A 21,158-nucleotide genomic window follows, 5' to 3' on the forward strand; every position below is an offset into this window, starting at 1 on the left:
CGATTAGGCTCGGCCGGTGCGTCGTATCCGGTCCAGGTTGCTGCTCGCCGCCGTCGTGGCGGCGACGACCGTGGCGACCGCCGGTTGTACGTCCGACCGCGAGGACCGCAGCGAGTTCCGGCCCGGCGCCGCCGACGCCGGTGACCCGTACGTCCCGGGTCGGGGCAACGGCGGCTACGACGTCTCCGGCTACCGGCTGCGGGTGCGGTACGACCCGGCGACCGACCGGTTGACCGGCCGGACCACCGTCACCGCGACCGCCACCGCCGCCCTCTCCCGGTTCAACCTGGACCTGATCGGGCTGGACGTCTCGCGGGTGACGGTCTCCGGGGCGGCGGCCCGGCACCGCCGCGACGGCAGCGAGCTGGTGATCACGCCGCCGCGGGGGCTGCCCCGCGGCACCGCGTTCACCGTCGAGGTCGACTACGCCGGGGTGCCGACCGCCGTGCCCGACGGCGAGCTGGGCAGCGGCGGGTTCCTGCACACCGCCGACGGGGCGATCGTGCTGGGCCAGCCCGAGTCGGCGGCCACCTGGTTCCCGGTCAACGACCACCCGTCCGACAAGGCCACCTACGACGTCGAGGTGACGGTTCCCGACGGGCTGGCCGCGCTGAGCAACGGGGTGCCGGGGGAGCGGAGCAGCACCGGCGGCTGGACCACCTGGCGGTGGGCCGAGCGCGCACCGATGGCCAGCTACCTGACCACCCTGGTGATCGGCGACTACCGGGTCGAGACCGGCACGCACGCCGGCCGACCGATGGTCACGGCGGTGCCGGCCGGCCTGCCGGCGACCGGCCCCGAGGCGGCCTCGCTGGCCCGCACCGGCGAGATAGCCGACTTCCTCGCCAGCCGGTTCGGGCCGTACCCGTTCGACTCCTACGGCGGCATCGTGGTGACCGACAGCCGGATCGGGTACGCGTTGGAGACCCAGTCCCGCCCGGTCTACGGGCCGGGCTTCTTCTCGGGCGGCCGGCCCAACCCGTCGGTGGTGGTCCACGAGCTGGCCCACCAGTGGTTCGGCAACAGCGTCTCGCTGGCGAGCTGGCAGGACATCTGGCTCAACGAGGGCTTCGCCACGTATGCGGAATGGCTGTGGACGGAGCACGACGGCGGCCGGACCGCGCAGCGTGCCTTCGAGCTGCGGCACGCCGCCACCGACTGGTCCCAGCCGGCGGTCGATCCCGGCCGGGCGGCGATGTTCGGTGACGGGGTCTACCAGCGGGGTGCGCTCGCGGTGCACGCGCTGCGCCGGACCGTCGGCGACGAGACGTTCTTCCGCCTGCTGAGCGGCTGGACCGAGGAGCGGCGCGGCGGCGTCGCCAGCACCGCCGACTTCGCCGGGTACGCCGAGCGGGTCGCCGGCCGCCCGCTGCGCCCCCTGCTGGACGCCTGGCTGGCCGGCGGCGTCGCGCCCGCCCTTCCGTGACCCGCGGGTGACCGCCGGTCGGTAGGCTGCCGCCGACGACACGGGGAGGTGCCGGGTGGCCATGGCGCGGATGCGGCGGGGCGTCGGTCTGGTGACGGTGGCGGCCCTCGGGCTCGCCGGGTGCGGGTCCGATCCGGAGCCGCGGCCGGCGCCGGCCACGGCACCGGCTCCGACGGCCGGGCGCCAGTTCGCGCCGGGCGCGGCCGGCGTCGGCGACGACTACTTCCCGAGCTACGGCAACGGCGGGTACGACGTCGGGCGGTACACCGTCAAGGTCCGCTACGACCCGGCGACCGACCGGCTCACCGGCACCGCCACCGTGCAGGCCACCGCCACCGCCGACCTGTCCGCCTTCCACCTGGACCTGGCCGGGCTGACCGTGCGGAAGGTGACCGTGGACGGCGCGCCGGCCCGGCACGCCCGCGAGGCCGACGAGCTGGTGGTCACCCCGGCCGCCGGGCTCACCGCCGGCAACGGCTTCACCGCCGAGATCAGCTACGAGGGGAAGCCGGAGCCGCTGGCCAACGAGGTGCTCGGCGAGGGCGGCTGGCTGCACACCACCGACGGCGCGATCGCGCTCGGCCAGCCGGAGTCGGCGAGCACCTGGTTCCCGGTCAACGACCACCCCTCGGACAAGGCGACCTACGACGTCGAGATCACCGTTCCGAAGGGGCTGACGGCGGTCAGCAACGGGGTGCCGAAGGGGCGCTCGGACGCCGACGGCTGGACCACCTGGAAGTGGTCCGAGGCCGCCCCGATGGCCAGCTACCTGAGCACCGTGGTGATCGGGGACTACCGGGTGGAGACCGGCGAGCACAAGGGACGGCCGGTGTTCAGCGCGGTCAGCACCAAGCTCGGCAAGGGGGCCGCCGACGCGTCGATGGCCCGCACCACCGAGGTCGCCGACTACCTGGAGAGCGTCTTCGGGCCGTACCCGTTCGCCGCGTACGGCGGGGTGGTCGTCGCCGACGAGCGGATCCGGTACGCGCTGGAGACGCAGAGCCGCCCGGTCTACGGCGCGGGCTTCTTCCGGGGCGGCGAGAACACCGGCGTGGTCGCCCACGAGCTGGCCCACCAGTGGTTCGGCAACAGCGTCTCGCTGGCGAAGTGGCAGGACATCTGGCTCAACGAGGGGCTGGCCACCTACGCCGAGTGGCTCTGGGCCGAGCACCGGGGCACCGGCACCGCCCAGGCGGCCTTCGACCGGCGGTACGCCGGTTCGTCCAGCCGCCTCTGGCAGACGCCGCCGGCCGAGCCCGGTCGGCAGAACCTGTTCAGCGAGTCGGTCTACCAGCGCGGCGGGATGACCGTGCACGCGCTGCGGGTGGCGGTCGGCGACCCGGTGTTCTTCAAGATCCTCAAGACCTGGGCGGCGGAGAAGCGCAACGGCAACGCCACCACCGACGAGTTCGTCGCGGTCGCCGAGCGGGTCTCCGGCAAGCAACTGGACAAGCTCTTCGCCGCCTGGCTGCACGGCACCGAACGCCCGCCGGCCCCGAAGCGCCTCTAGTTCTTCACCCGCAGCTCGGGGTGGGCGGCGAGGAACTTCTCGGCGTTGCCGGCCTTGAGCGCGGTGAGGAACTGCCGGCCGACCGGCTTGAGCTCCTCACCCCGGTATGCCCTGCCCTTGCCCACCCCGCTGCCGGGGAGCGCGACCGGGGTGAACCGGTCGACGCTCAGCCCGCCGAGGGCGTACGCGAGGTCGACGATGCGGGGACCGCCGGCGTAGATCAAAGTGTCGCCGAGCGCGTCGACCACCTGCTGGACCCGGTCCGGCTGGCGGGCCAGGTTCTCGTCGAGGATCTTGGCGGTCAGCGCCCGGAGGAGCTGCTGCTGGTGGCGCTGCCGGGCGTAGTCGCCGCCGGCGATGTAGCGCTGGCGGGCGTAGTCCAGCGCCTGCCAGCCGTTGAGGTGTCGCTGGCCCTTCTCGTAGACCATCTGCGGCCCGACGTAGCCGCCGCCCGAGGGCGCCGGGTCGCGGTGCTTGCCGTCCGGCCGGCGGTGCAGCGAGACCACCCGCTCGTCGACGTAGATGTCCACCCCGCCCAGGGTGTCCACCAGCTTGTCGAAGCCGTTGAAGGTGATCACCGCTCCGGCGTCGATCCGCAGCCCGGTGTATCCGCTGACCGTGCTGCGCAGCAACTCGTACCCCTGGGCGACGCGGTGCTCCTTGGGCTTGCCCGGCACCCGGCTGCCGTAGCTCATCGCGTGGGTGAGCTTGGTCTTCCCGCCCTTGTAGCCCGCCTTGGGGAAGGCCGGGATGTCCACCAGCAGGTCGCGGGGGAGCGAGAAGAGGTACGCCCGGTCCAGCCCGGCCGGCACGTGCAGCACCAGCACCGCGTCGCTGTGCGGCTCCCACCCGGGGACGCTGACCCGGGTGTCCACCCCCACCAGCAGCAGGTTGAGCGGCCCGGTGATGCCGGCCCCGGGCGGGGCGGTCGGGCTGGGCTCCGCGGCGGCGCTCGGTGTGGCGGTCGCGGTGGCGGTGGCGGCGACCGCGCCCGGCCGGCGCTGCGGCCCGTCGTCGCTGACCAGCCGGTTCACCACCAGGGCGCCGCCGGCGACCAGGACGACCGCGGCGAGGGCGGCCAGCAGCAGCACCCGGCGCGGTCGTCGCGCCCCTGTCTCGTGAGCCATGCTCGGCACCCCCGTTGAAACAACGCTCCGACGGGGGCCCCGAGTTGCGGGCGTTGCCTGACGGATCGGTGGACGGGAGCATGATCGCGCGAAAACTGCCGCTGGCGCGATGGCTACTCAGCGGTAATGATGCGTTCATGCGGTACGACGTGGTCGTCATCGGGTCCGGTTTCGGCGGCAGCGTCACCGCGCTCCGGCTGGCCGAGAAGGGTTACACCGTCGGCGTCCTGGAGGCCGGCCGGCGGTTCGCCGACGACGAGTTCCCGCAGACCTCCTGGCGGGCCCGGCGCTTCCTCTGGGCGCCGAAGCTCGGCTGCTACGGCCTGCAACGGATCACGCTGCTCCGCTCCGCCGACCGCAAGGCCGGCGGCGGGGTCATGGTGCTCTCCGGGGCGGGGGTGGGCGGCGGGTCGCTGGTCTACGCCAACACCCTCTACGAGCCGCTGGACGCCTTCTACGACGACCCGCAGTGGCGCGGCATCACCGACTGGCGCGACGAGCTGGCCCGCCACTACGACCAGGCGAAGCGGATGCTCGGCGTCACCACGTACCCGGTCGACACCGGCGCGGACCGGGCGATGCGCGCGGTCGCCGAGCGGATGGGGGTCGGCCGGACCTTCCACGCCACCCCGGTGGGCGTGCACATCGGCCGCCCCGGCCAGCGGGTGCCCGACCCGTACTTCGGCGGCGTCGGCCCGGAGCGCACCGGCTGCACGCACTGCGGCTCCTGCATGACCGGCTGTCGCCACGGCGCGAAGAACACCCTGGTCAAGAACTACCTCTGGCTGGCCGAGCGGCTCGGCGTCCAGGTCCACCCGCTGACCACGGTGACCGCCGTCCGGCCGGCTCCCGACGGCGGGTACGAGGTGCACACCGAGCGGACGGGCGCCTGGCTGCGGCGGCGCCGGCAGGTCATCCACGCCGACCAGGTGGTCCTCGCCGCCGGGGCGCTGGGCACCCAGCGGCTGCTGCACGAGATGAAGGCGACCGGGGCGCTGCCCGGCCTCTCCGACCGGCTCGGCGAGCTGACCCGGACCAACTCGGAGGCGATCCTCGGCGCCTCGGTGCCCCGCCAGCGGGCCCGCGCCGAGGGGGTGGACTTCACCGAGGGGGTGGCGATCACCAGCTCCTTCCACCCCGACCCGCAGACCCACATCGAGCCGGTGCGCTACGGCCGCGGCTCGAACGCGATGGGGCTGCTCCAGTCGCTGCTGGTCGACGGCGGCCCGCACCGGGTCCGACGCTGGCTGGGCAGCATCGTCCGGCAACCCGGGCTGGCGGCCCGGATGCTGTCGGTGCGCGGCTGGTCGGAGCGGACGGTGATCGCCCTGGTGATGCAGTCGGTGGACAACTCGCTGACCACCCGGTTCCGGCGCGGCCCCTTCGGCCGGCGGCTGGTCTCCGGCCCGGGTCACGGCGCGCCCAACCCGACCTGGATCCCGGCCGGCAACCAGGCGGTCCGGCTGCTCGCCGAGGAGATCGGCGGTACGCCGGGCGGCGCGCTCACCGAGCCGTTCAACATCCCGATGACCGCGCACATCCTCGGCGGGGCGGTGATCGGGGCGTCCCCGGCCGACGGCGTCATCGACCCGTGGCACCGGGTCTACGGCCACCCGGGGCTGCACGTGGTGGACGGGGCGGCGGTCTCGGCGAACCTCGGCGTGAACCCGTCGCTGACGATCACCGCCCAGGCGGAGCGGGCGATGTCCTTCTGGCCGAACAAGGGCGAGGACGATCCCCGTCCGCCGCTCGGCGAGGCGTACCGGCGGGTGGCGCCCGTACCCCCGCGGCGCCCGGCGGTGCCGGCGGACGCCCCGGCCGCGCTGCGCGGCTGATCAACCCGGCCGGGCCGCGGACGCCGGGCGGGCGGCCGCCGGTGGCGCGCCGGTCGGCCGGTTGACCGGCGGGGACGTGACGCGGCACGCCCGGAGCCCGGCCCGTGCCCGGGCCTGGGGTGACTGTCGGTAGGCTTTCTGCACATGAGCACGCCTCGCCCCGTCCTGGTGGTGGACTTCGGAGCCCAGTACGCCCAGCTCATCGCGCGCCGGGTGCGCGAGGCGAAGGTCTACTCGGAGATCGTCCCGCATTCGATGCCGGTCGCCGAGATGCTGGCGAAGGACCCGGCCGCGATCATCCTGTCCGGCGGCCCGTCCAGCGTCTACGCGCCCGACGCCCCGCAGATCGACGCCGGGATGTTCGACTCCGGCGTGCCGGTCTTCGGCATCTGCTACGGCTTCCAGGCGATGGCCCAGGCCCTCGGCGGCACGGTCGCGAAGACCGGCAACCGCGAGTACGGCGGCACCCCGCTGCGCCCCCGCCTCCTCGACCCCGGCGTGCTGCTCCGCGACCTGCCGGCCGACCTGCCGGTCTGGATGAGCCACGGCGACTGCGTGACCGAGGCCCCCGAGGGCTTCACGGTGACCGCCGAGTCGGCCGGCGCCCCGGTCGCCGCCTTCGAGGACCTGGCCGGCCGTAGGGCCGGCGTGCAGTTCCACCCGGAGGTCGGGCACACCGCGCACGGCCAGGAGATGCTGACCCGCTTCCTGTACGACATCGCCGGCATCGAGCCGACCTGGACGCCCGAGAACATCATCGACGAGCAGGTCGCCCGGATCCGCGAGCAGGTCGGCGACAAGGAGGTCATCTGCGGCCTGAGCGGCGGCGTGGACTCCGCGGTCGCCGCGGCGCTGGTGCACAGGGCGGTCGGTGACCAGCTCACCTGCGTCTTCGTCGACCACGGCCTGCTGCGCGCCGGCGAGGCCGAGCAGGTGGAGAAGGACTACGTCGCGGCGACCGGCATCAAGCTGAAGGTGGTCGACGCGCAGGAGCGGTTCCTCGGCGCGCTGGCCGGGGTGACCGACCCGGAGCAGAAGCGCAAGATCATCGGCCGGGAGTTCATCCGGGTCTTCGAGGCCGCCGCCCGCGAGATCGCCTCGCACGGCGACGTCGAGTTCCTGGTGCAGGGCACCCTCTACCCCGACGTGGTGGAGTCCGGCGGCGGCACCGGCACCGCCAACATCAAGAGCCACCACAACGTCGGCGGCCTGCCGGAGGACCTGAAGTTCGCCCTGGTCGAGCCGCTGCGCACGCTGTTCAAGGACGAGGTCCGGGCGCTCGGCCTCCAGCTCGGCCTGCCCGAGGCGATGGTCTGGCGGCACCCGTTCCCGGGCCCGGGCCTGGCCATCCGGATCATCGGCGCGGTCGACCAGGAGCGGCTGGACCTGCTCCGCCAGGCGGACCTGATCGCCCGCGAGGAACTCTCCGCCGCCGGCCTGGACCGGGGTGTCTGGCAGTTCCCGGTGGTCCTCCTGGCCGACGTGCGCAGCGTCGGCGTGCAGGGTGACGGGCGCAGCTACGGGCATCCCGTGGTGCTGCGCCCGGTCTCCAGCGAGGACGCGATGACCGCCGACTGGTCCCGGCTGCCCTACGAGGTGGTCGCCCGGATCTCCACCCGGATCACCAACGAGGTCGCCGAGGTCAACCGGGTGGTCCTGGACGTGACCAGCAAGCCGCCGGGCACCATCGAGTGGGAGTGAGCCGGCCGGCTCACGCCGTCGGCGGCTGCTGCGGCGGGTAGGTCGGCTGCGCGACCGTCGGCGGCTCGGGCCGCGTGGTCGGGGCCGGCGGGACGTACCCCGGGGTGGGCGGCGTGCCGTGCGGCGCGGCGCCCGTCGGGTGCGGCCAGGCGGGCGCGCCCGCCGGCTCCTCCGGCATCAGGAACCACATGATCGGGTACGCCAGCGCGGCGAACCCGCCGGTGAGCAGGGTCGCCACCGCGAAGACCACCCGGACCAGGGTGGGGTCGACGGCGAAGTAGCGGCCGAGGCCGCTGGCGACGCCGGCCACCATCCGGTCGGTGGTGGGTCGGCGGAGCTGCTTGTACGGGGCGTGGGGGGTGCTCGTCGAGGTCATGTCTCCACGTTCCGCGCGGGGCGGCCGGGCGACCTCGGTGACCGCCCGGATCCCTACCCTGACCGATCCCTGACCTGCCAGCCTTCAGTCAGGAATCTGACTCTTTTCGATCCAGGTAACCGTGGGCGGGGAGAATTTGGCTCCGTGACCACCTTGCTGGAGCCGCTCCGCAGGATCGCGGCATACGCAGTCTGTGCTGATTCAGTCGGCCGAGTGTTGCTGGTCCGCGCATCGGAGCGCTCCGGCACCCCCGGCGTGTGGTCCCTGCCCGGCGGGGCGGTCGACCACGGTGAGGACCCGAAGCACACCGTCGTCCGGGAGACCGCCGCCGAGACCGGGCTCTCGGTCGCCGTCTCCGGGCTGGAGGACGTCCTCGCCGACATGCGGGCCCTGCCGGAGCGGGGCATCACCATCCACACCGACCGCCTGCTCTACCGGGTCTCGGTGCGCGGTGGCACCCTCACCGACCGGGTGGAACGCCCCACCGACCTGGCCCGCTGGTACACTCTCGACGAGGCCCGCGCGCTGCCGCTGCGCTCGTTCACCGCACGCGCCCTGGGCCTGCCCGCCTCCTCCGCCGACGTCGTCCCGGACGAGCCGCCGGAGTTTCCCTCCTTCTACGCCGTCCCCGGCCCGGACGGCCTGCACCGGGCGCAGCGCTTCGCCGCGTACGCGGTGGTGACCGACCCCGACGACCGGGTGCTGCTGACCCGGGTCTCCGATGGGTACCCGGGGGCCGGCTGCTGGCACCTGCCCGGCGGCGGCACCGACTACGGCGAGCAGCCCGGCGCGGCGCTGATCCGGGAGCTGGTGGAGGAGACCGGCCAGACCGGCCGCCTGGTCGAGCTGCTCGGCGTGGCCAGCCACCGGGACGCCGCCTCGCTCGGCCCCGAGGGCTACCCGATCGACTGGCACGGGGTGCGCGCCTTCTACCGGGTGGTGGTCGACCAGCCCGCCCCGCCCACCGTCGCCGACGTCGGCGGCTCCACCTGCGAGGCCCGCTGGTTCGCCCGTGAGGAGCTGGGCGCCCTCCCCACCGACCGGCTCACCGAGGTGACCGCCGAAGCCGTCCAGGCCGCCCGCCTCACCTGACCCTCGCTCCGCCGTCGGTCCCGGGCGTCGACCGCCTGATACCGCTCCCCGCCTGCCGCTAACCTCATGATCGACGGCCGGGTGGCCGGGCGGCGGGGGAGCGTGGTGGGCGTGGAGCAGCGGCGCAGGGTCGGGGCGTACGGGGTGCTGCGGGACGCCTCGGGGCGGGTGCTGCTGGCCCGAGGATCCGCCTGCTGTCCGTTTCCGGGGGTGTGGCAGGTGCCGGGGGGCGGCGTCGAGCACGCGGAGCACCCGGCGCGGGCGGTGGTCCGCGAGTTCGCCGAGGAGACCGGGCTGACCGTCGAGGTGACCGGGGTGCGGGCCGCCCTGGCCGACGTCACCACGTTCCGCGCCGAGGGCGTCGCCGTGCACACCGACCGGCTGGTCTTCGACGTCGGGCAGCACGGCGGCGAGCTGCGCCCGGAGCCGGCCGGCGGCAGCGACGAGCTGGCCTGGTGCACGCCGGACGAGGCCGCCGCGCTGCCGCTGATGCCGTTCACCGCCGAGCTGCTCGGCCTGCCCGTCACGCCCCTGCCGGCCGGCCTGCCCGGCGCGCTGCCGGCCGGGCCGGCCGCCCCGCCCGCCGACCGGCGCCAGCGGTTCGCCGCGTACGGGCTGGTCACCGACCCCGCGGGCCGGATCCTGCTGACCCGGATCGCACCGGGCTACCCGGGTGCCGGCCGGTGGCACCTGCCCGGCGGTGGCACGGATCACGGCGAGCAACCGGCCGCCGGGCTGCTGCGCGAGCTGGTGGAGGAGTCCGGGCAGCTCGGGACGGTTGTCGACCTGTTGACCGTCGACAATCTGCACAACCCCGCGGCGCTCGGGCCGGAGGGGCGCCCGTTGGACTGGCACGCCGTCCGGGTGGTCTACCGGGTGCTGGTCTCCGCGCCCACCGAGCCGGCGGTGACCGAGCTGGCCGGCGGGTCGACCGTGGAGGCGGGCTGGTTCACGTCCGCGCAGGTGGCGAGGCTGTCGCTGACCGAGGTCGCCGCCCAGGCAACCGGACGTCGGGGGCGATAGCCCTCGCTCGCCGGGCCGGTGCGGGGGTGCTCCGGTACAGTCGTAAGTGAGGTTGGCGGAGAAAACGGGCGATGAAGCCCGAGATGGGAATAAGGCAGCGGTTCGCGCGGTTTAACGGAGATATAAGTACCGCCGGCAGCTATCGCCAACCGCCACTTCCCTGTGCAATGGTGTACACCGCTTGAACGGGCTGCCGGGCCAAGAGCGGTCCGGCACGAGACAGCCGGACACCCGCCCCCCGTGGGCGGCCAGTCGATCCGGTGATGGAGGAAACGTGCCGAGAGCCCTATGGCGCCGGCGTCGTACGACTGACAGTCCGCGCCCCGCCGGGCGTCGCTGGGCGGGCCGGTTGCGCCGCAGCAGCACGTTCGCCCGGCAGGTGCTGCTGGTCCGGGTGGGCCGCCGTGACGGCGACCCGCGTATCGGCGCCGAGCTGGTGGTCCCCGAGCACCTCGTCGACCGGCCCCGCCGGTACGGCTTCGACCGCGCCCGCCGCGCGGAGATCGAGGCGGTCATGCCGGTCAGCCCGGCCCTCGCCCCCGCTCCGTCGGTGGACGACGACTCGTCGGCGATGTCGATCCCGCTGCTCCCCGGCGAGCGCACCGCCTCGCGCCGGATGAAGTTCGCGCTGGTCAACGCCTGCACCCTGGCCAGCCTGATGCTCGGCATCAACGCGATCTTCGTGGCGATGGCCGGGGAGGCCCGGGTGGCCGCGATCCTGCTGATCGCCTGCGTCGCCTTCGACGGCCTCGACGGCGCGCTCGCCCGCAAGCTCGGCGTGGCCAGCCCGTTCGGCGCCCAGATGGACTCGCTGGCCGACATGTGCTCGTTCGGCCTGGCCGCCCCCGTGGTGGTCTACGCCTCGCTGGCCGGGTCGGCCCCCACGGCGGCCGCCGCGGTGGCCGCGGCCCTCGTCGCGGCCTGCGCCGCGATCCGGCTGGCCCGGTTCAACGTCTCGCCGAAGGACGGCCGGTTCTTCTGCGGGGTGCCGACGACCATGGCGGCGGCGGTGCTCGCCCTCACGGTCGCGATCGGCCTACCGCTGCCTGCCGTGGTGCAGATCGCCGGGGTGGCGCTGCTGGCCTTCGCGATGGTCTCCAGCTTCCCGTACGCGAAGCTCGCCCGGCTGCTCAAGCTGCCGCCGTGGCTGTGGCTGGCCCCGGTGATCGGCGCGCTGGTCGACATCCGGCTCACCTTCGCCCTGGTGGTGGTGGGCTACCTGGTCAGCGGCCCGCTGCTCTGGCTGCACCAGCGCCGCACCGCCTGATCCACCCGCACGTACGCAGAAGGGGCGCCGCGACCGCGGCGCCCCTTCTCGCGTTCCGTCAGCGCCAGCGGGCGATGACCGTGGACCCGCCGACCACCTTGTCGCCCGGCCCGACCAGCGGCTCCGCCGCATCGGCCGGCAGGTAGACGTCGGTGCGCGAGCCGAACCGGATCAGGCCGAAGCGCTCGCCCCGGGCCAGCAGCGCGCCGACCGGCGCCCGCTGCACGATCCGCCGGGCGATCAGCCCGGTGCGCTGCGCCACCACCACCGTGCCGTGGTCGGTGTCCAGCACCGTGTACGCGGCCACGTTGTGCTCGGCGTCCGGCTTCATCGCGTTGACGAAGCCGCCGTCGGCGACGAAGTAGTCCACCACCTTGCCGGGCACCGGCGCGCGGTTGACGTGCACGTCCAGCACCGACAGGAAGACGGCGATCCGCAGCCACTCGCCGTCGCCGAACCGCTCGTCGTGCAGCCGCTGCACGGAGAGGACCTGACCGTCGGCGGCCGCGACCACGGCCGACGGGTCCTCCGGGACGTCCCGCTCCGGGTCCCGGAAGAAGGCGGCCACCGGGCCCGCGGCCAGCGCCGGCAGCAGCCAGAGCTTGGACTTCGGGCGTACCACGCGGGCCACGGCGGCCAGCCCGAGGGCGATGCCGGCCGCGGCGACGCCGTTGGAGTCGATGTGCATGCCGCGGGTCAGCGGCACGCTGGAGGGCCGGTGGGCGGGGGCCAGCCGGGCGGCGAGCGCGGGGCTGGCCGGGGTGAAGCGCAGGTGGTGCACCCGTACCGGCGGGGAGTTGCGCAGCACCAGGTCGGTGCCGACCCCGTGCAGCACGCCCTGCCGGTCCAGCTCGGCGGCGGCGCCCTCGGTACGGAACACCGGCGCGGCCACGCTGAGCACCGAGCCCTCGCTGAGGTACTTGACCAGCCCGTCGACGGTCGTCCGGGCCTGCTCGGCGGTGCCGGTCAGCGGCTCGGCGGCGATGACCACCTCGGCGGCGTCCGCCTCGGCGAGCGAGTCGACGACGCGTACCCGGTCGGCGACCCAGCGACCCTGGGCCGTCACGTGCTGGCGCAGCGCGCCGGCGCCGGCCGGCTCGGCCGGGACGACGGTGAGCGTGTCGCCGGGCAGCAGCGCGTCGATCGCCGCGGCGAGCACCGCGGACTGCGGGGATGCGTCGACCAGGAGGGCGGCCTTCGGGTCGTTACGCCGGGCCAGCTCGGTGACGAGGGTACGGGCGGCGCGCTCGCCGATGCGGACCGGACCGGACCGGCCGGGGGTGCGCTCGGCGGGGGACTGGGTCATGTCGGACGGGCTCCTGACGAGGTAGAGACGGGCTGTCGCGGCGGGACCGCCACGGGCGACCTGGTCCGCTCGGCCCCGGACGGGACCGGTGACCGGACCGCTCGGCCGCGGACGAGGTCCGCCGGCGCGGCCGGCCGGCGGAGGCGGGATCTCCACCGGCCAGCATACGAGTCCGTCGACGGCGACCGCACCGCCGCGGTTGGGCCTGTGTCAAAGTCCTCGGTCGCGTCTGGGCCCGCCGCAGGCCGGCCAAGGGGCTTTGACACAGGCCCTAGTCCGGCGCGCGGCGTTCCCCGGCCGGCGGGCCGCTGACCGGCTCGGCGGGCGACCAGCGGGGCTGGTCGTCGGGCGCGTCGGCCGCCCGGTCCTCGACCGCCTCGGCGGGCCGGTCGCTGATCGCCGCCGTGGGCCACTCGTCCGCCTCGCCGGCCGACCCGATCGCCCGGGTCGGCGGCTCGGTGAAGCGGTCACCGGTCCCGTCCGGTCCCCACACCGGGGCGGTGGCGTCGTCCGGACCGGCGAACAGGACCTCGGCGGTCTGCTCTCCGGCCGTTCCGAGCGCCGCCGTCTCCTGTCGGGTCACCTGCGGGCGGGTGGGCGCGTCCTCGTCCGTTCCCGCGTCGGTGTAGTGGATCTCGGCCGTCTCCCGCTCGGCGCCCGGGGTCTCGGTGGTCTCCCAGCGGGTGGGGGCCGCCTCGTCGTCCTGCGGGAACCGGAGGTCGGCCGGCTCGACGGAAACCGGCGCCGGCTCCCGGTCCGTGACCGTGGTGTCGGCCGGCCCGGGGAACCCGTCGGCGGTGTCCCGCGGCCCGGCGGGCGGGGCCGGCCAGCCGGCGGCGGAGGGGTCGGGCTCGGTCGGCTCCGGCCCGGCGGCCGGCGGAGCCTCCCGGTCGTGCCGGCCCGACCGCAGCGCGCCGACCAGGCCGAGCAGCCCGATCACCACCAGCGCGCCGGCCAGGAACCAACCCACCGGGGGCAGGGCGAGGCCGAGGATCTGGGCGAGCAGCCACCAGACGGAGAGCCCGAGGAAGAGCAGCCCGAAGGCGAGCGAGACGAGGTCCGTGCGGTGCACCCTCACCGGGTCACCTCCAGGTTGCCGGCGTTGACGTGGACGTTGAGGCGCAGCGTGCCGCCGCCGGCCCCGTCCGGGCCGAGGTCGGTGCTCTCCCGGGACCGGCCGTCCAGCCCGCCCGAGCGCCGGCCGAAGACCGTGGCGTCCCCGGCGTTGACGTCGGTCACGGTGGTGACGTCGACGTTCGGCGGCACCACGATCGTCGCCTCACCGAAGTTGACCACGACGGTGATCTCGGTGGTCCGCTTGTCGAAGTTGATCCCCCGCAGGTCCAGCGTGGCGTCGCCGAAGCTGTTCTCGTAGCGGATGGCCAGGTCGCGGACGTCTGTGGGGGCCCAGGTGACGTTGCCGTCCACGCCGCGGATCCGGTCGTAGGACTCGGCCACCGTGGCGACCCCCAGCGCGGCCGCGGTCACCAGCCCCAGCGCGATCAGCCAGCGGGCCCGGCCGAACCAGGTGCCCACCAGCAGCCCGAGGCCGATGGTGGCCAGCGCCGCCGCGAAGTAGGCCGCGGCGCCGACCGGGAAGACGCCCAGCAGGTCCAGGATGGCCACCACGCCCAGGGCGAGGAAGATCAGCGAGAAGGTCACCGCGCCGAGCGCCGACCGCTCGCGCGGCCGCTTCGGCGGCTTCACCCGGGGCGGCGGGGGCGGGGGCGGCGAAGGCGGCCCGGCGTACGGCCCGCGCGGCGCGAACGGCGGGCGGTAGCCACCGGCGGGTACCGCCGCGCCCACCGGTGGCACCGGGACGGTCGGCTCGGCGACCGGCGGCCAGGTGGCCGGGGCGGGCTCGGCCGTTCCCGGCGTGGCCGGCCAGGCGGCGGTCCGGGCGTCCGGCCGGGCGCCGGGCGGTGCGGTCGGCGGCGCGGGTGACCAGGCGGCCTGCTCGGCGGTGCGCTCCGCCGGCACGGTGACCGGCAGCGGTGCGGTCGGGGGGAGCGGACCGGTCGGGGCCGGCGGCGCCGGGGTGAAGAGCCCGGGCGCGGGGTAGCTGACCGGTGGCACCGGGCCGGGTGGGGCGCTGGCCGGGGCCGGTGGTTCGGTGGGGACGGCGGCGGGCGGGGTGCGGCCGTCCCGGTTGAGCAGCAGCGCGCCACCGATGAGGATCGCCGCGCCGAGCAGGACCGCCCGGAACGCGTCCGTGACGATGAAGCCGAAGCTCACCGCGACCAGGATGCTCAGCACGATGACGGTGACCGGTGACATGCTGGACCGGCCCCGGCCGAGCATCGACTCCACCGGGGAGGCGCTGTCGCCCTCGCCGGGGATGACCAGCAGGGCCGCGACGTAGAGCAGGATGCCGACGCCGCCGAAGAAGCCGAGCACGGCGAGGATCACCCGCCAGAGCACCGGGTCGGTGTTGGTGGCTCGGCCGATCGCCGCGCACACCCCGGCCAGGTAGCGGCCCTCCCGCGGCCGGACCAGCCCGTACCGCGAGGTGAAGCCGGCGCCGCCGAACGGCGGCGGAGCGTACCCCCCGGGGGGTGGCGTCTGGCCGCCGTGGGCGGACGCCCACGGGCCCGGCGCGCCGGTGGTGGTGGGCGGCGGGCTCTCCGGCTCGGTCGCCCACGGGCGGGGCGGCGGGGCAGCTTCCTCGGTCATGCTCCGATCCTGCTGCGCCGGACGCCCGAGCGTCCTCAGGACCCGACCCTGACCCCACCCTGAGATCCCGGGGGCGGGAATGTCCGGGGCGTCCCCGTGGTCGCCGGGCGTCGCCCCGTGTGACGATCGGACCGGAGCCGGACAACCCGGCACCTGCGCCGCACCGGCCCTGAACAGGGGAGCCTCCGATCAGCACCGTGACGACCCCACCGCCCCGCCTCTACCGGGCACCCGAGCACCGGATGGCCGCCGGCGTCGCCGCCGGCATCGCCGACCACCTCGGCATCCCGGTGCTGCGGGTACGGGTCGCCTTCATGGTCCTGCTCGGCCTCAGCGGCCTGGGGCTGCTGCTCTACGCCGCGTTCTGGGCGGTGGTCCCGCTGCGTCCCGGCGACACCGCCGCGCCGCCCCGCCGGGACCTGTCGCAGCTGCTGCCGTTCGTGCTGATCGGGCTGGGCGTGCTGCTGATGCAGGTGCTGGTCTTCGACTCGGTGGGCGCGACCGGCACCGCCGGTTGGCTGGTTGCGATCATCGCGGTGGGCGCCGGCGTGATCTGGCACCAGTCCGCGCCGGAGCGCCGCCGGCAGTGGGGCGACTCGATGCCGGTGCCGTGGCTCGGCGCGGTGGTCGAGGAGAGCGACCGGCGGGCGTTCGTGCTCCGCTTCGTCGGCGGCGGGGTGCTGGTGGCGGTCGGCATCATCGGCGTGGCGGCGGTCTACTCCCCGGTGCAGAACTTCGACGCGGTGGTCAACGGCGTGATCTTCGCGCTGGTCGGGCTGGCCGGCGTCGGTGTGGTGGCGGCGCCGGTGCTGTGGCGGACGTACAACCAGCTCCGCTCGGAGCGGGAGGGGCGTATCCGCGAGCAGGAACGCGCCGAGCTGGCCGCCATGGTCCACGACCAGGTGCTGCACACCCTGGCCCTGATCCAGCGCAACGCCACCGACGTCAAGACGGTGCAGCGGCTGGCCCGGGGCCAGGAGCGCTCGCTGCGCAACTGGCTCTACAAGCCCACCGGCTCGCCCACCGAACGCTTCGCCGCCGCGCTGGAGCAGGCCGCCGCCGAGGTGGAGGACACCTTCGCGATCACCGTCGAGGCGGTGGTGGTGGGCGACCGGGAGACCGACGAGCGGGTCGGCGCGCTGGTGGCGGCGGCCCGGGAGGCGCTGGTCAACGCGGCCCGGCACGCCGGGGTGCAGACCGTGTCGCTCTACGCCGAGGTCGAGCCGGAGCAGGTGAGCGTCTTCGTGCGGGACCGGGGCAAGGGCTTCGACCCGGATACGGTGGAGGATCACCGGCACGGCGTACGAGGATCGATCGTCGGGCGGATGAAGCGGCACGGCGGCCGGGCGGAGATCCGGTCCGGGCCGGGAGAGGGAACCGAGGTCCGGTTGATCCTGCCGATCACCGGCAACGGCTCCACGGCGGAGAGGGACAAATGATCATGGCGGAGCAGTCGATGGAACCGGTCGAGGGCGCGGACGCCCGGGTGGAGCGGCTGCGGGTCTTCCTCGTCGACGACCACGCCATGTTCCGGGCGGGCGTACGGGCCGAGCTGGGCGGGCACGTCGAGGTGGTGGGGGAGGCGAGCACGGTGGCCGAGGCGCTCACCCGGATCGCCGCGACCCAGCCCGACGTGGTGCTGCTCGACGTGCACATGCCCGACGGCGGCGGCCGGGCGGTGCTGGACGCGATGCGGCGTACCCATCCGCAGGTCAAGTTCCTGGCGCTGAGCGTGTCCGACGCCGCCGAGGACGTGATCGGGTTGATCCGGGCGGGTGCCCGGGGCTACGTCACCAAGACCATCTCGCCGGACGAGCTGACCGCCGCGATCCGTCGGGTGGCCGACGGTGACGCCGTGTTCAGCCCTCGGCTGGCCGGGTTCGTGCTGGACGCCTTCGCGGCCCGCCCGGACGCGCCGGTCGCCGACCCGGAGCTGGACCAGCTCACCAACCGGGAGCGGGAGGTGCTGCGCCTGCTGGCCCGGGGGTACGCGTACAAGGAGATCGCCAAGGAGCTGTTCATCTCGATAAAGACGGTCGAGACGCACGTGTCCAACGTGCTGCGCAAGCTCCAGATGTCCAACCGGTACGAGCTGTCCCGCTGGGCGGCGGACCGCCGGCTGGTGTGACGGTAGGGCGGAATCGGAACAATCGGACCGAACGACCCCAGGGGCTGACAAGAGATCCACTCATGTCGCATAATGCCCCGTCGCGTTTTTCTCGCGTGCGGGTGGTGCGAAACCCCGCGAGAACGGCGACCTGTGCAGGCCCGCCGGATGCGGGCCCACCCCTGGGGAGAGGTGTACGACTTTGATGTTCGGACAACTGGGACGACGCTGGGCCGGAATCGCCACGGCGCTCGTCGCCGGCGGCGCGATGGTGCTCGGCTCGGCCGCTCCGGCCGCCGCCGAGGCGACGGCGACCGGCGTGGCGCGCGCGGTGAAGGACACCGGCGTGGTGCTGAAGCTCGACAAGAAGAAGTTGTCGACCTCGGCGCTCGCGCTGGAGCTCAAGGACGGCACGGTGCCGGTCTTCTGCATCGACTTCCACACTCCGGTGGCCCGCGACGGTGAGTACACCGAGGGCACCTGGGGCCAGTCGGAGGTCGCGAATCTCGGCAAGGTGCAGTGGGTGCTCACCCATGGCTACCCGAACGCCGAGGTGCCGGCGCTGCTCAAGGCGGCCGGCGCGGAGCTGCCGGCCGGGCTGGGCGACAAGCGGCGGGACACCCTGCTCTACTTCGGCACCCAGACCGCCGTCTGGCACTTCAGCGACGGCGTCAAGCTGGGCGACTGGGAGCAGGGCCTGACCGACGCCGCCGAGTACAACGTGATCAAGAAGATCTACGACTACCTGGTGGCGAACGCGACCGACCAGCCGGAGCCGAAGGCCGAGCTGACCATCGACCCGGCGAAGGCCACCGCCACCGTCGGTGGCAAGGCCGGCCCGTTCACCGTCAAGGGCCCGGCCGGCGAGATCGCGCTGAAGGTCTCCGGCGGCACCGCCGTCGACGCCGAGGGCAAGCCGGTCACCACGACCACCAACGGTGGGGCCTTCTGGCTGACCGCGACCGATCCCGGTTCGGTCACCGTGACCGTTTCCGCCCAGGACTCGGTCTCCTTCGGCCGGGTCTTCCTCTTCTCCGGCGGCAAGGACGAGAAGCAGAAGCTGATCCTCGGCGGCAGCGCCGGCGCCACCGTGACCGCCGACGCCGCGGCGAGCTTCACCGCCGCCCCCGCCAGCCCGTCGGCCTCCCCGACCACCCCGTCGGCGTCGCCCTCGCCGTCGACCCCGGCCGAGTCGCCCTCGCCGTCGACCCCGGGGGAGAGCCCGGCGCCCTCCACCTCGCCGGCCGGCAACGGCGGCGACCTGCCGCTGACCGGTTCGCCGATCGCGGCCGCGGCCGCCGCCGGCGTGCTGCTGCTGGCCGTGGGTGCGGTCGCCCTGCTGGTGGTCCGCCGCCGCAAGGTGCGCTTCACCGCCTGACGAACCACCCCCTCCGGCCCCGGCACCCTGTGGTGCCGGGGCCGGAGTCCGTTCCGGCGGCCGGAGGCTCGCGGGCGGTGGCGTCGAAGCCGCCGCCGTCGCAACGGGTGACGATCAGGTGCGACCACCGCTACGCCGTCCTCCACCCAGCCTGCTATGGTGCCCGCACAGCCGAAGTCGACATCATCCGGATGGGCAAAAACGGCCAGCGCTCGGTGGACCTCGGAGAGCGCCGGAGCGCAGGCGGGGAAGCTCACAAGCCCCGAGCCCACGGGTGGTGCGGAGATGCGGTGCCTTGCTGTCTTACCTGCTCAGAGCGGTACGACCAGGGCACTTCATGATCTTTTCTCAAGTATCGGCAACGTGGCGGGCAACTAACGTCTTGATAACGGCACCTTCACGTAATGGGCCGGTGGGTGTCACAGTGGCAGCACCTCACCCCTGGCGTGAGGCACCCCGTACGTCCCGCCGACCACGGCACCGCCCATCAGCGCGGTTCGTGGCCGTCGAGCCTGCGCGGTGTCGAGCTCCAGTGGTGCGGTGGCCCGGCGGATCGGTCCCCCTGGGGTGTCCCGATTTCTCTGCGGTAGTACCGGTGACCTGCGACACGGGGTCACCGGCGGCGTCACCCCCCATGCGTGCGTGAAACCCACGACGGAACCAGGTAACGAAAGAGGAGGCCCCTCGGAATGAGAGTCTCGAAGCGGGCGAGCGGCGCCATCGCCGTGGGCGCGGCATTCGCGCTCATCGCGTCCGGCTGCTCCACCAACGACGACGGCGGCGAGACCGCTGCCAAGAGCTCTGACGGCAGCATCGTCGTCGACGGTACGGAGCCGGAGAACCCCCTGGTTCCGTCCAACACCACCGAGACCGGTGGCGGCAAGATCATCGACTGGCTGTTCACCGGCCTGGTCGAGTACCCGAACAACGGTGGCGCGCCGCAGAACGCGCTGGCCGAGTCGATCGAGACGACCGACTCCAAGGTCTACAAGATCAAGATCAAGCAGAACACGAAGTTCCACGACGGCACCGTCGTCAAGGCCAAGAACTTCGTGGACGCCTGGAACTGGGGCGCCTACTCGCCGAACGGCGCGCAGAACTCCAGCTTCTTCGCCGACATCGCGGGCTTCGCGGACGTCAACACCAGCGACCCGGACGAGGACGGCCCGAAGAAGGCCCCCGAGCCCAAGTCGAAGACCATGTCCGGCCTGAAGGTCGTCGACGACTGGAACTTCGAGGTCACGCTGGCCGCGCCGACCGCCGTGTTCCCGACCAAGCTCGGCTACAGCACCTTCATGCCGCTGCCGGACTCCTTCTTCGCCGGCAAGGCGGAGGACTTCGGCAAGAAGCCGGTCGGTAACGGCCCGGTCAAGTTCGTGTCCTGGGAGAACAACGTCGCGATCAAGCTGACGCGGTTCGACGACTACTCCCTGCGCGACAAGATGAAGATCAAGGACGTCACCGTCAAGATCTACCAGGACGACACGGCCGCCTACAGCGACCTGGTCTCGAACAACCTGGACTTCATGCAGCAGGTTCCGGTCTCCTCGCTCGCGGGTGACAACTGGAAGAACGACCTGGGCGACCGGGCGATCTCCTCCACCACCCCGGTGACCGGCATCATCGCCTTCCCGATCTACGACGCCCGCTTCAAGAACGCGGACCTGCGTAAGGCGATCTCGCTGTCGGTCAACCGCCAGGAGATCAGCGACAAGATCTTCTTCGGCAACCGCAAGCCGGCCGACAGCTGGGCCAACCCGCTGACCCCGGGCGCCAAGCCGGGCAACTGCACCGCTTGCAAGTTCGACCCGGAGCAGGCCAAGCAGCTGCTCGCCAAGGCTGGCGGCTTCAAGGGCCAGCTGAAGCTCTACTACAACGCGGACGCCAGCCACAAGGAGTGGATGGAGGCCGTCGCGCAGCAGATCAAGACCACCCTGCAGATCGACGCCGTCGCCGTCGGCGTGCCGACCTTCGCGGTGTTCCGCCAGAACATCAACGCCCACAAGATGGACGGCATGTACCGCGCCGGCTGGCAGCAGGACTACCCGGACGTCGAGAACTGGGTCAACCCGCTCTACGTGACCGGTGGTTCCTCGAACGACGGTCTGTACAGCAACCCGGAGGTCGACGCCCTGGCCAAGCAGGCCAGCGGTGCTCCGAGCCTGGAGGAGTCGCACAAGCTCTTCGCCCAGGCGGTCGAGAAGATCGACGCCGACGTGCCGACGGTCCCGGTCTACTTCGGTGGCCAGCAGTCCGGCCACTCGGAGAAGATCAAGAAGATGGAGCTGACCAACGTCGGCGAACTCGACATCACCTCGGTCGAGCTCTGATCCGAAC

Annotated in this window: 16 protein-coding genes; 11 read left to right on the forward strand and 5 right to left on the reverse strand. The window is 73.6% G+C overall.

The window, feature by feature from the left end; all coding sequences use genetic code 11:
- Positions 1-16: 16 nt before the first annotated feature.
- Both FHX75_RS20720 and FHX75_RS20725 read left to right on the forward strand, forming a co-directional pair.
- Positions 17-1,426, forward strand: coding sequence for a M1 family metallopeptidase (locus tag FHX75_RS20720; protein ID WP_154941887.1), 1,410 nt, complete (start codon positions 17-19; stop codon positions 1,424-1,426).
- A 61-nt stretch (positions 1,427-1,487) separates the two neighbouring features.
- On the forward strand, positions 1,488-2,936 hold the full coding sequence (locus FHX75_RS20725) for a M1 family metallopeptidase (RefSeq protein ID WP_154942070.1): 1,449 nt from the start codon (positions 1,488-1,490) through the stop codon (positions 2,934-2,936).
- Here the strand turns inward: FHX75_RS20725 and FHX75_RS20730 are convergent.
- Complete coding sequence (locus FHX75_RS20730; protein WP_154941888.1) at positions 2,933-4,063, reverse strand: LCP family protein; 1,131 nt, start codon at positions 4,061-4,063, stop codon at positions 2,933-2,935. The genes FHX75_RS20725 and FHX75_RS20730 overlap by 4 nt on opposite strands.
- Before the next feature lie 137 nt (positions 4,064-4,200).
- Between FHX75_RS20730 and FHX75_RS20735 the strand changes: the two genes are divergently transcribed.
- Together FHX75_RS20735 and guaA are read left to right on the forward strand one after the other, a co-directional pair.
- On the forward strand, positions 4,201-5,898 hold the full coding sequence (locus FHX75_RS20735; protein WP_154941889.1) for an FAD-dependent oxidoreductase: 1,698 nt from the start codon (positions 4,201-4,203) through the stop codon (positions 5,896-5,898).
- 144 nt (positions 5,899-6,042) lie between these two features.
- Positions 6,043-7,599, forward strand: a complete 1,557-nt coding sequence (gene guaA / locus FHX75_RS20740) for a glutamine-hydrolyzing GMP synthase (RefSeq protein WP_154941890.1) — start codon at positions 6,043-6,045, stop codon at positions 7,597-7,599.
- A gap of 10 nt (positions 7,600-7,609) precedes the next feature.
- Here guaA and FHX75_RS20745 read toward each other — a convergent pair whose 3' ends face one another.
- A complete protein-coding gene (locus tag FHX75_RS20745) occupies positions 7,610-7,975 on the reverse strand; it encodes a PspC domain-containing protein (protein ID WP_154941891.1) in 366 nt (121 codons plus the stop codon).
- A 144-nt stretch (positions 7,976-8,119) separates the two neighbouring features.
- Here FHX75_RS20745 and FHX75_RS20750 point away from each other — a divergent pair, with 144 nt between their 5' ends.
- The 3 genes from FHX75_RS20750 (at position 8,120) to FHX75_RS20760 (ending at position 11,357) form a co-directional block, all read left to right on the forward strand.
- Positions 8,120-9,067 carry an NUDIX hydrolase gene (locus FHX75_RS20750; protein WP_154941892.1) on the forward strand — a complete coding sequence of 316 codons (948 nt, stop codon included), beginning with the start codon at positions 8,120-8,122 and terminating at the stop codon, positions 9,065-9,067.
- Positions 9,068-9,178: 111 nt separating this feature from the next.
- Positions 9,179-10,090 (forward strand): NUDIX hydrolase, encoded by a 912-nt coding sequence (locus FHX75_RS20755; RefSeq protein ID WP_154942071.1) that lies wholly within the window; start codon positions 9,179-9,181, stop codon positions 10,088-10,090.
- Between the two features lie 436 nt (positions 10,091-10,526).
- Complete coding sequence (locus tag FHX75_RS20760) at positions 10,527-11,357, forward strand: CDP-alcohol phosphatidyltransferase family protein (RefSeq protein WP_377612332.1); 831 nt, start codon at positions 10,527-10,529, stop codon at positions 11,355-11,357.
- Positions 11,358-11,415: 58 nt separating this feature from the next.
- Here the strand turns inward: FHX75_RS20760 and FHX75_RS20765 are convergent, their stop codons facing one another.
- The 3 genes from FHX75_RS20765 to FHX75_RS20775 all read right to left on the reverse strand — a co-directional run bounded on the left by FHX75_RS20765 (position 11,416) and on the right by FHX75_RS20775 (position 15,336).
- Positions 11,416-12,663, reverse strand: a complete 1,248-nt coding sequence (locus FHX75_RS20765; RefSeq protein WP_154941893.1) for a phosphatidylserine decarboxylase — start codon at positions 12,661-12,663, stop codon at positions 11,416-11,418.
- A gap of 271 nt (positions 12,664-12,934) precedes the next feature.
- Positions 12,935-13,741, reverse strand: coding sequence for a hypothetical protein (locus tag FHX75_RS31745; protein ID WP_246158384.1), 807 nt, complete (start codon positions 13,739-13,741; stop codon positions 12,935-12,937).
- On the reverse strand, positions 13,738-15,336 hold the full coding sequence (locus tag FHX75_RS20775) for a PspC domain-containing protein (RefSeq protein WP_154941894.1): 1,599 nt from the start codon (positions 15,334-15,336) through the stop codon (positions 13,738-13,740). Before FHX75_RS20775 ends, FHX75_RS31745 begins: the two co-directional genes overlap by 4 nt.
- A 242-nt stretch (positions 15,337-15,578) precedes the next feature.
- Between FHX75_RS20775 and FHX75_RS20780 the strand changes: the two genes are divergently transcribed.
- The 4 genes from FHX75_RS20780 to FHX75_RS20795 all read left to right on the forward strand — a co-directional run bounded on the left by FHX75_RS20780 (position 15,579) and on the right by FHX75_RS20795 (position 21,151).
- Positions 15,579-16,775, forward strand: a complete 1,197-nt coding sequence (locus tag FHX75_RS20780; RefSeq protein WP_246158377.1) for an ATP-binding protein — start codon at positions 15,579-15,581, stop codon at positions 16,773-16,775.
- 2 nt (positions 16,776-16,777) lie between these two features.
- The gene (locus FHX75_RS20785; protein ID WP_154941896.1) at positions 16,778-17,464 is read left to right on the forward strand and encodes a response regulator; all 687 of its coding nucleotides are present in this window, start codon (positions 16,778-16,780) and stop codon (positions 17,462-17,464) included.
- Between the two features lie 184 nt (positions 17,465-17,648).
- Positions 17,649-18,821, forward strand: coding sequence for a thioester domain-containing protein (locus tag FHX75_RS20790; RefSeq protein WP_246158245.1), 1,173 nt, complete (start codon positions 17,649-17,651; stop codon positions 18,819-18,821).
- A 689-nt stretch (positions 18,822-19,510) separates the two neighbouring features.
- Positions 19,511-21,151 (forward strand): peptide ABC transporter substrate-binding protein, encoded by a 1,641-nt coding sequence (locus tag FHX75_RS20795; RefSeq protein ID WP_154941898.1) that lies wholly within the window; start codon positions 19,511-19,513, stop codon positions 21,149-21,151.
- Positions 21,152-21,158 lie beyond the last annotated feature (7 nt).

Origin of the sequence: Micromonospora palomenae, from assembly GCF_007829925.1 — a bacterium.
GTDB lineage: Bacteria > Actinomycetota > Actinomycetes > Mycobacteriales > Micromonosporaceae > Micromonospora > Micromonospora purpureochromogenes.

Excerpts from the sequence above, each read along its gene's own strand:
- FHX75_RS20725 (WP_154942070.1), top strand. The coding sequence starts at position 1,488 with ATGGCGCGGATGCGGCGGGGCGTCGGTCTGGTGACGGTGGCGGCCCTC.
- FHX75_RS20730 (WP_154941888.1), bottom strand. The coding sequence starts at position 4,063 with ATGGCTCACGAGACAGGGGCGCGACGACCGCGCCGGGTGCTGCTGCTG.
- FHX75_RS20735 (WP_154941889.1), top strand. The coding sequence starts at position 4,201 with ATGCGGTACGACGTGGTCGTCATCGGGTCCGGTTTCGGCGGCAGCGTC.
- guaA (WP_154941890.1), top strand. The coding sequence starts at position 6,043 with ATGAGCACGCCTCGCCCCGTCCTGGTGGTGGACTTCGGAGCCCAGTAC.
- FHX75_RS20745 (WP_154941891.1), bottom strand. The coding sequence starts at position 7,975 with ATGACCTCGACGAGCACCCCCCACGCCCCGTACAAGCAGCTCCGCCGA.
- FHX75_RS20765 (WP_154941893.1), bottom strand. The coding sequence starts at position 12,663 with ATGACCCAGTCCCCCGCCGAGCGCACCCCCGGCCGGTCCGGTCCGGTC.
- FHX75_RS20775 (WP_154941894.1), bottom strand. The coding sequence starts at position 15,336 with ATGACCGAGGAAGCTGCCCCGCCGCCCCGCCCGTGGGCGACCGAGCCG.
- FHX75_RS20780 (WP_246158377.1), top strand. The coding sequence starts at position 15,579 with ATGGCCGCCGGCGTCGCCGCCGGCATCGCCGACCACCTCGGCATCCCG.
- FHX75_RS20785 (WP_154941896.1), top strand. The coding sequence starts at position 16,778 with ATGGCGGAGCAGTCGATGGAACCGGTCGAGGGCGCGGACGCCCGGGTG.
- FHX75_RS20790 (WP_246158245.1), top strand. The coding sequence starts at position 17,649 with ATGTTCGGACAACTGGGACGACGCTGGGCCGGAATCGCCACGGCGCTC.
- FHX75_RS20795 (WP_154941898.1), top strand. The coding sequence starts at position 19,511 with ATGAGAGTCTCGAAGCGGGCGAGCGGCGCCATCGCCGTGGGCGCGGCA.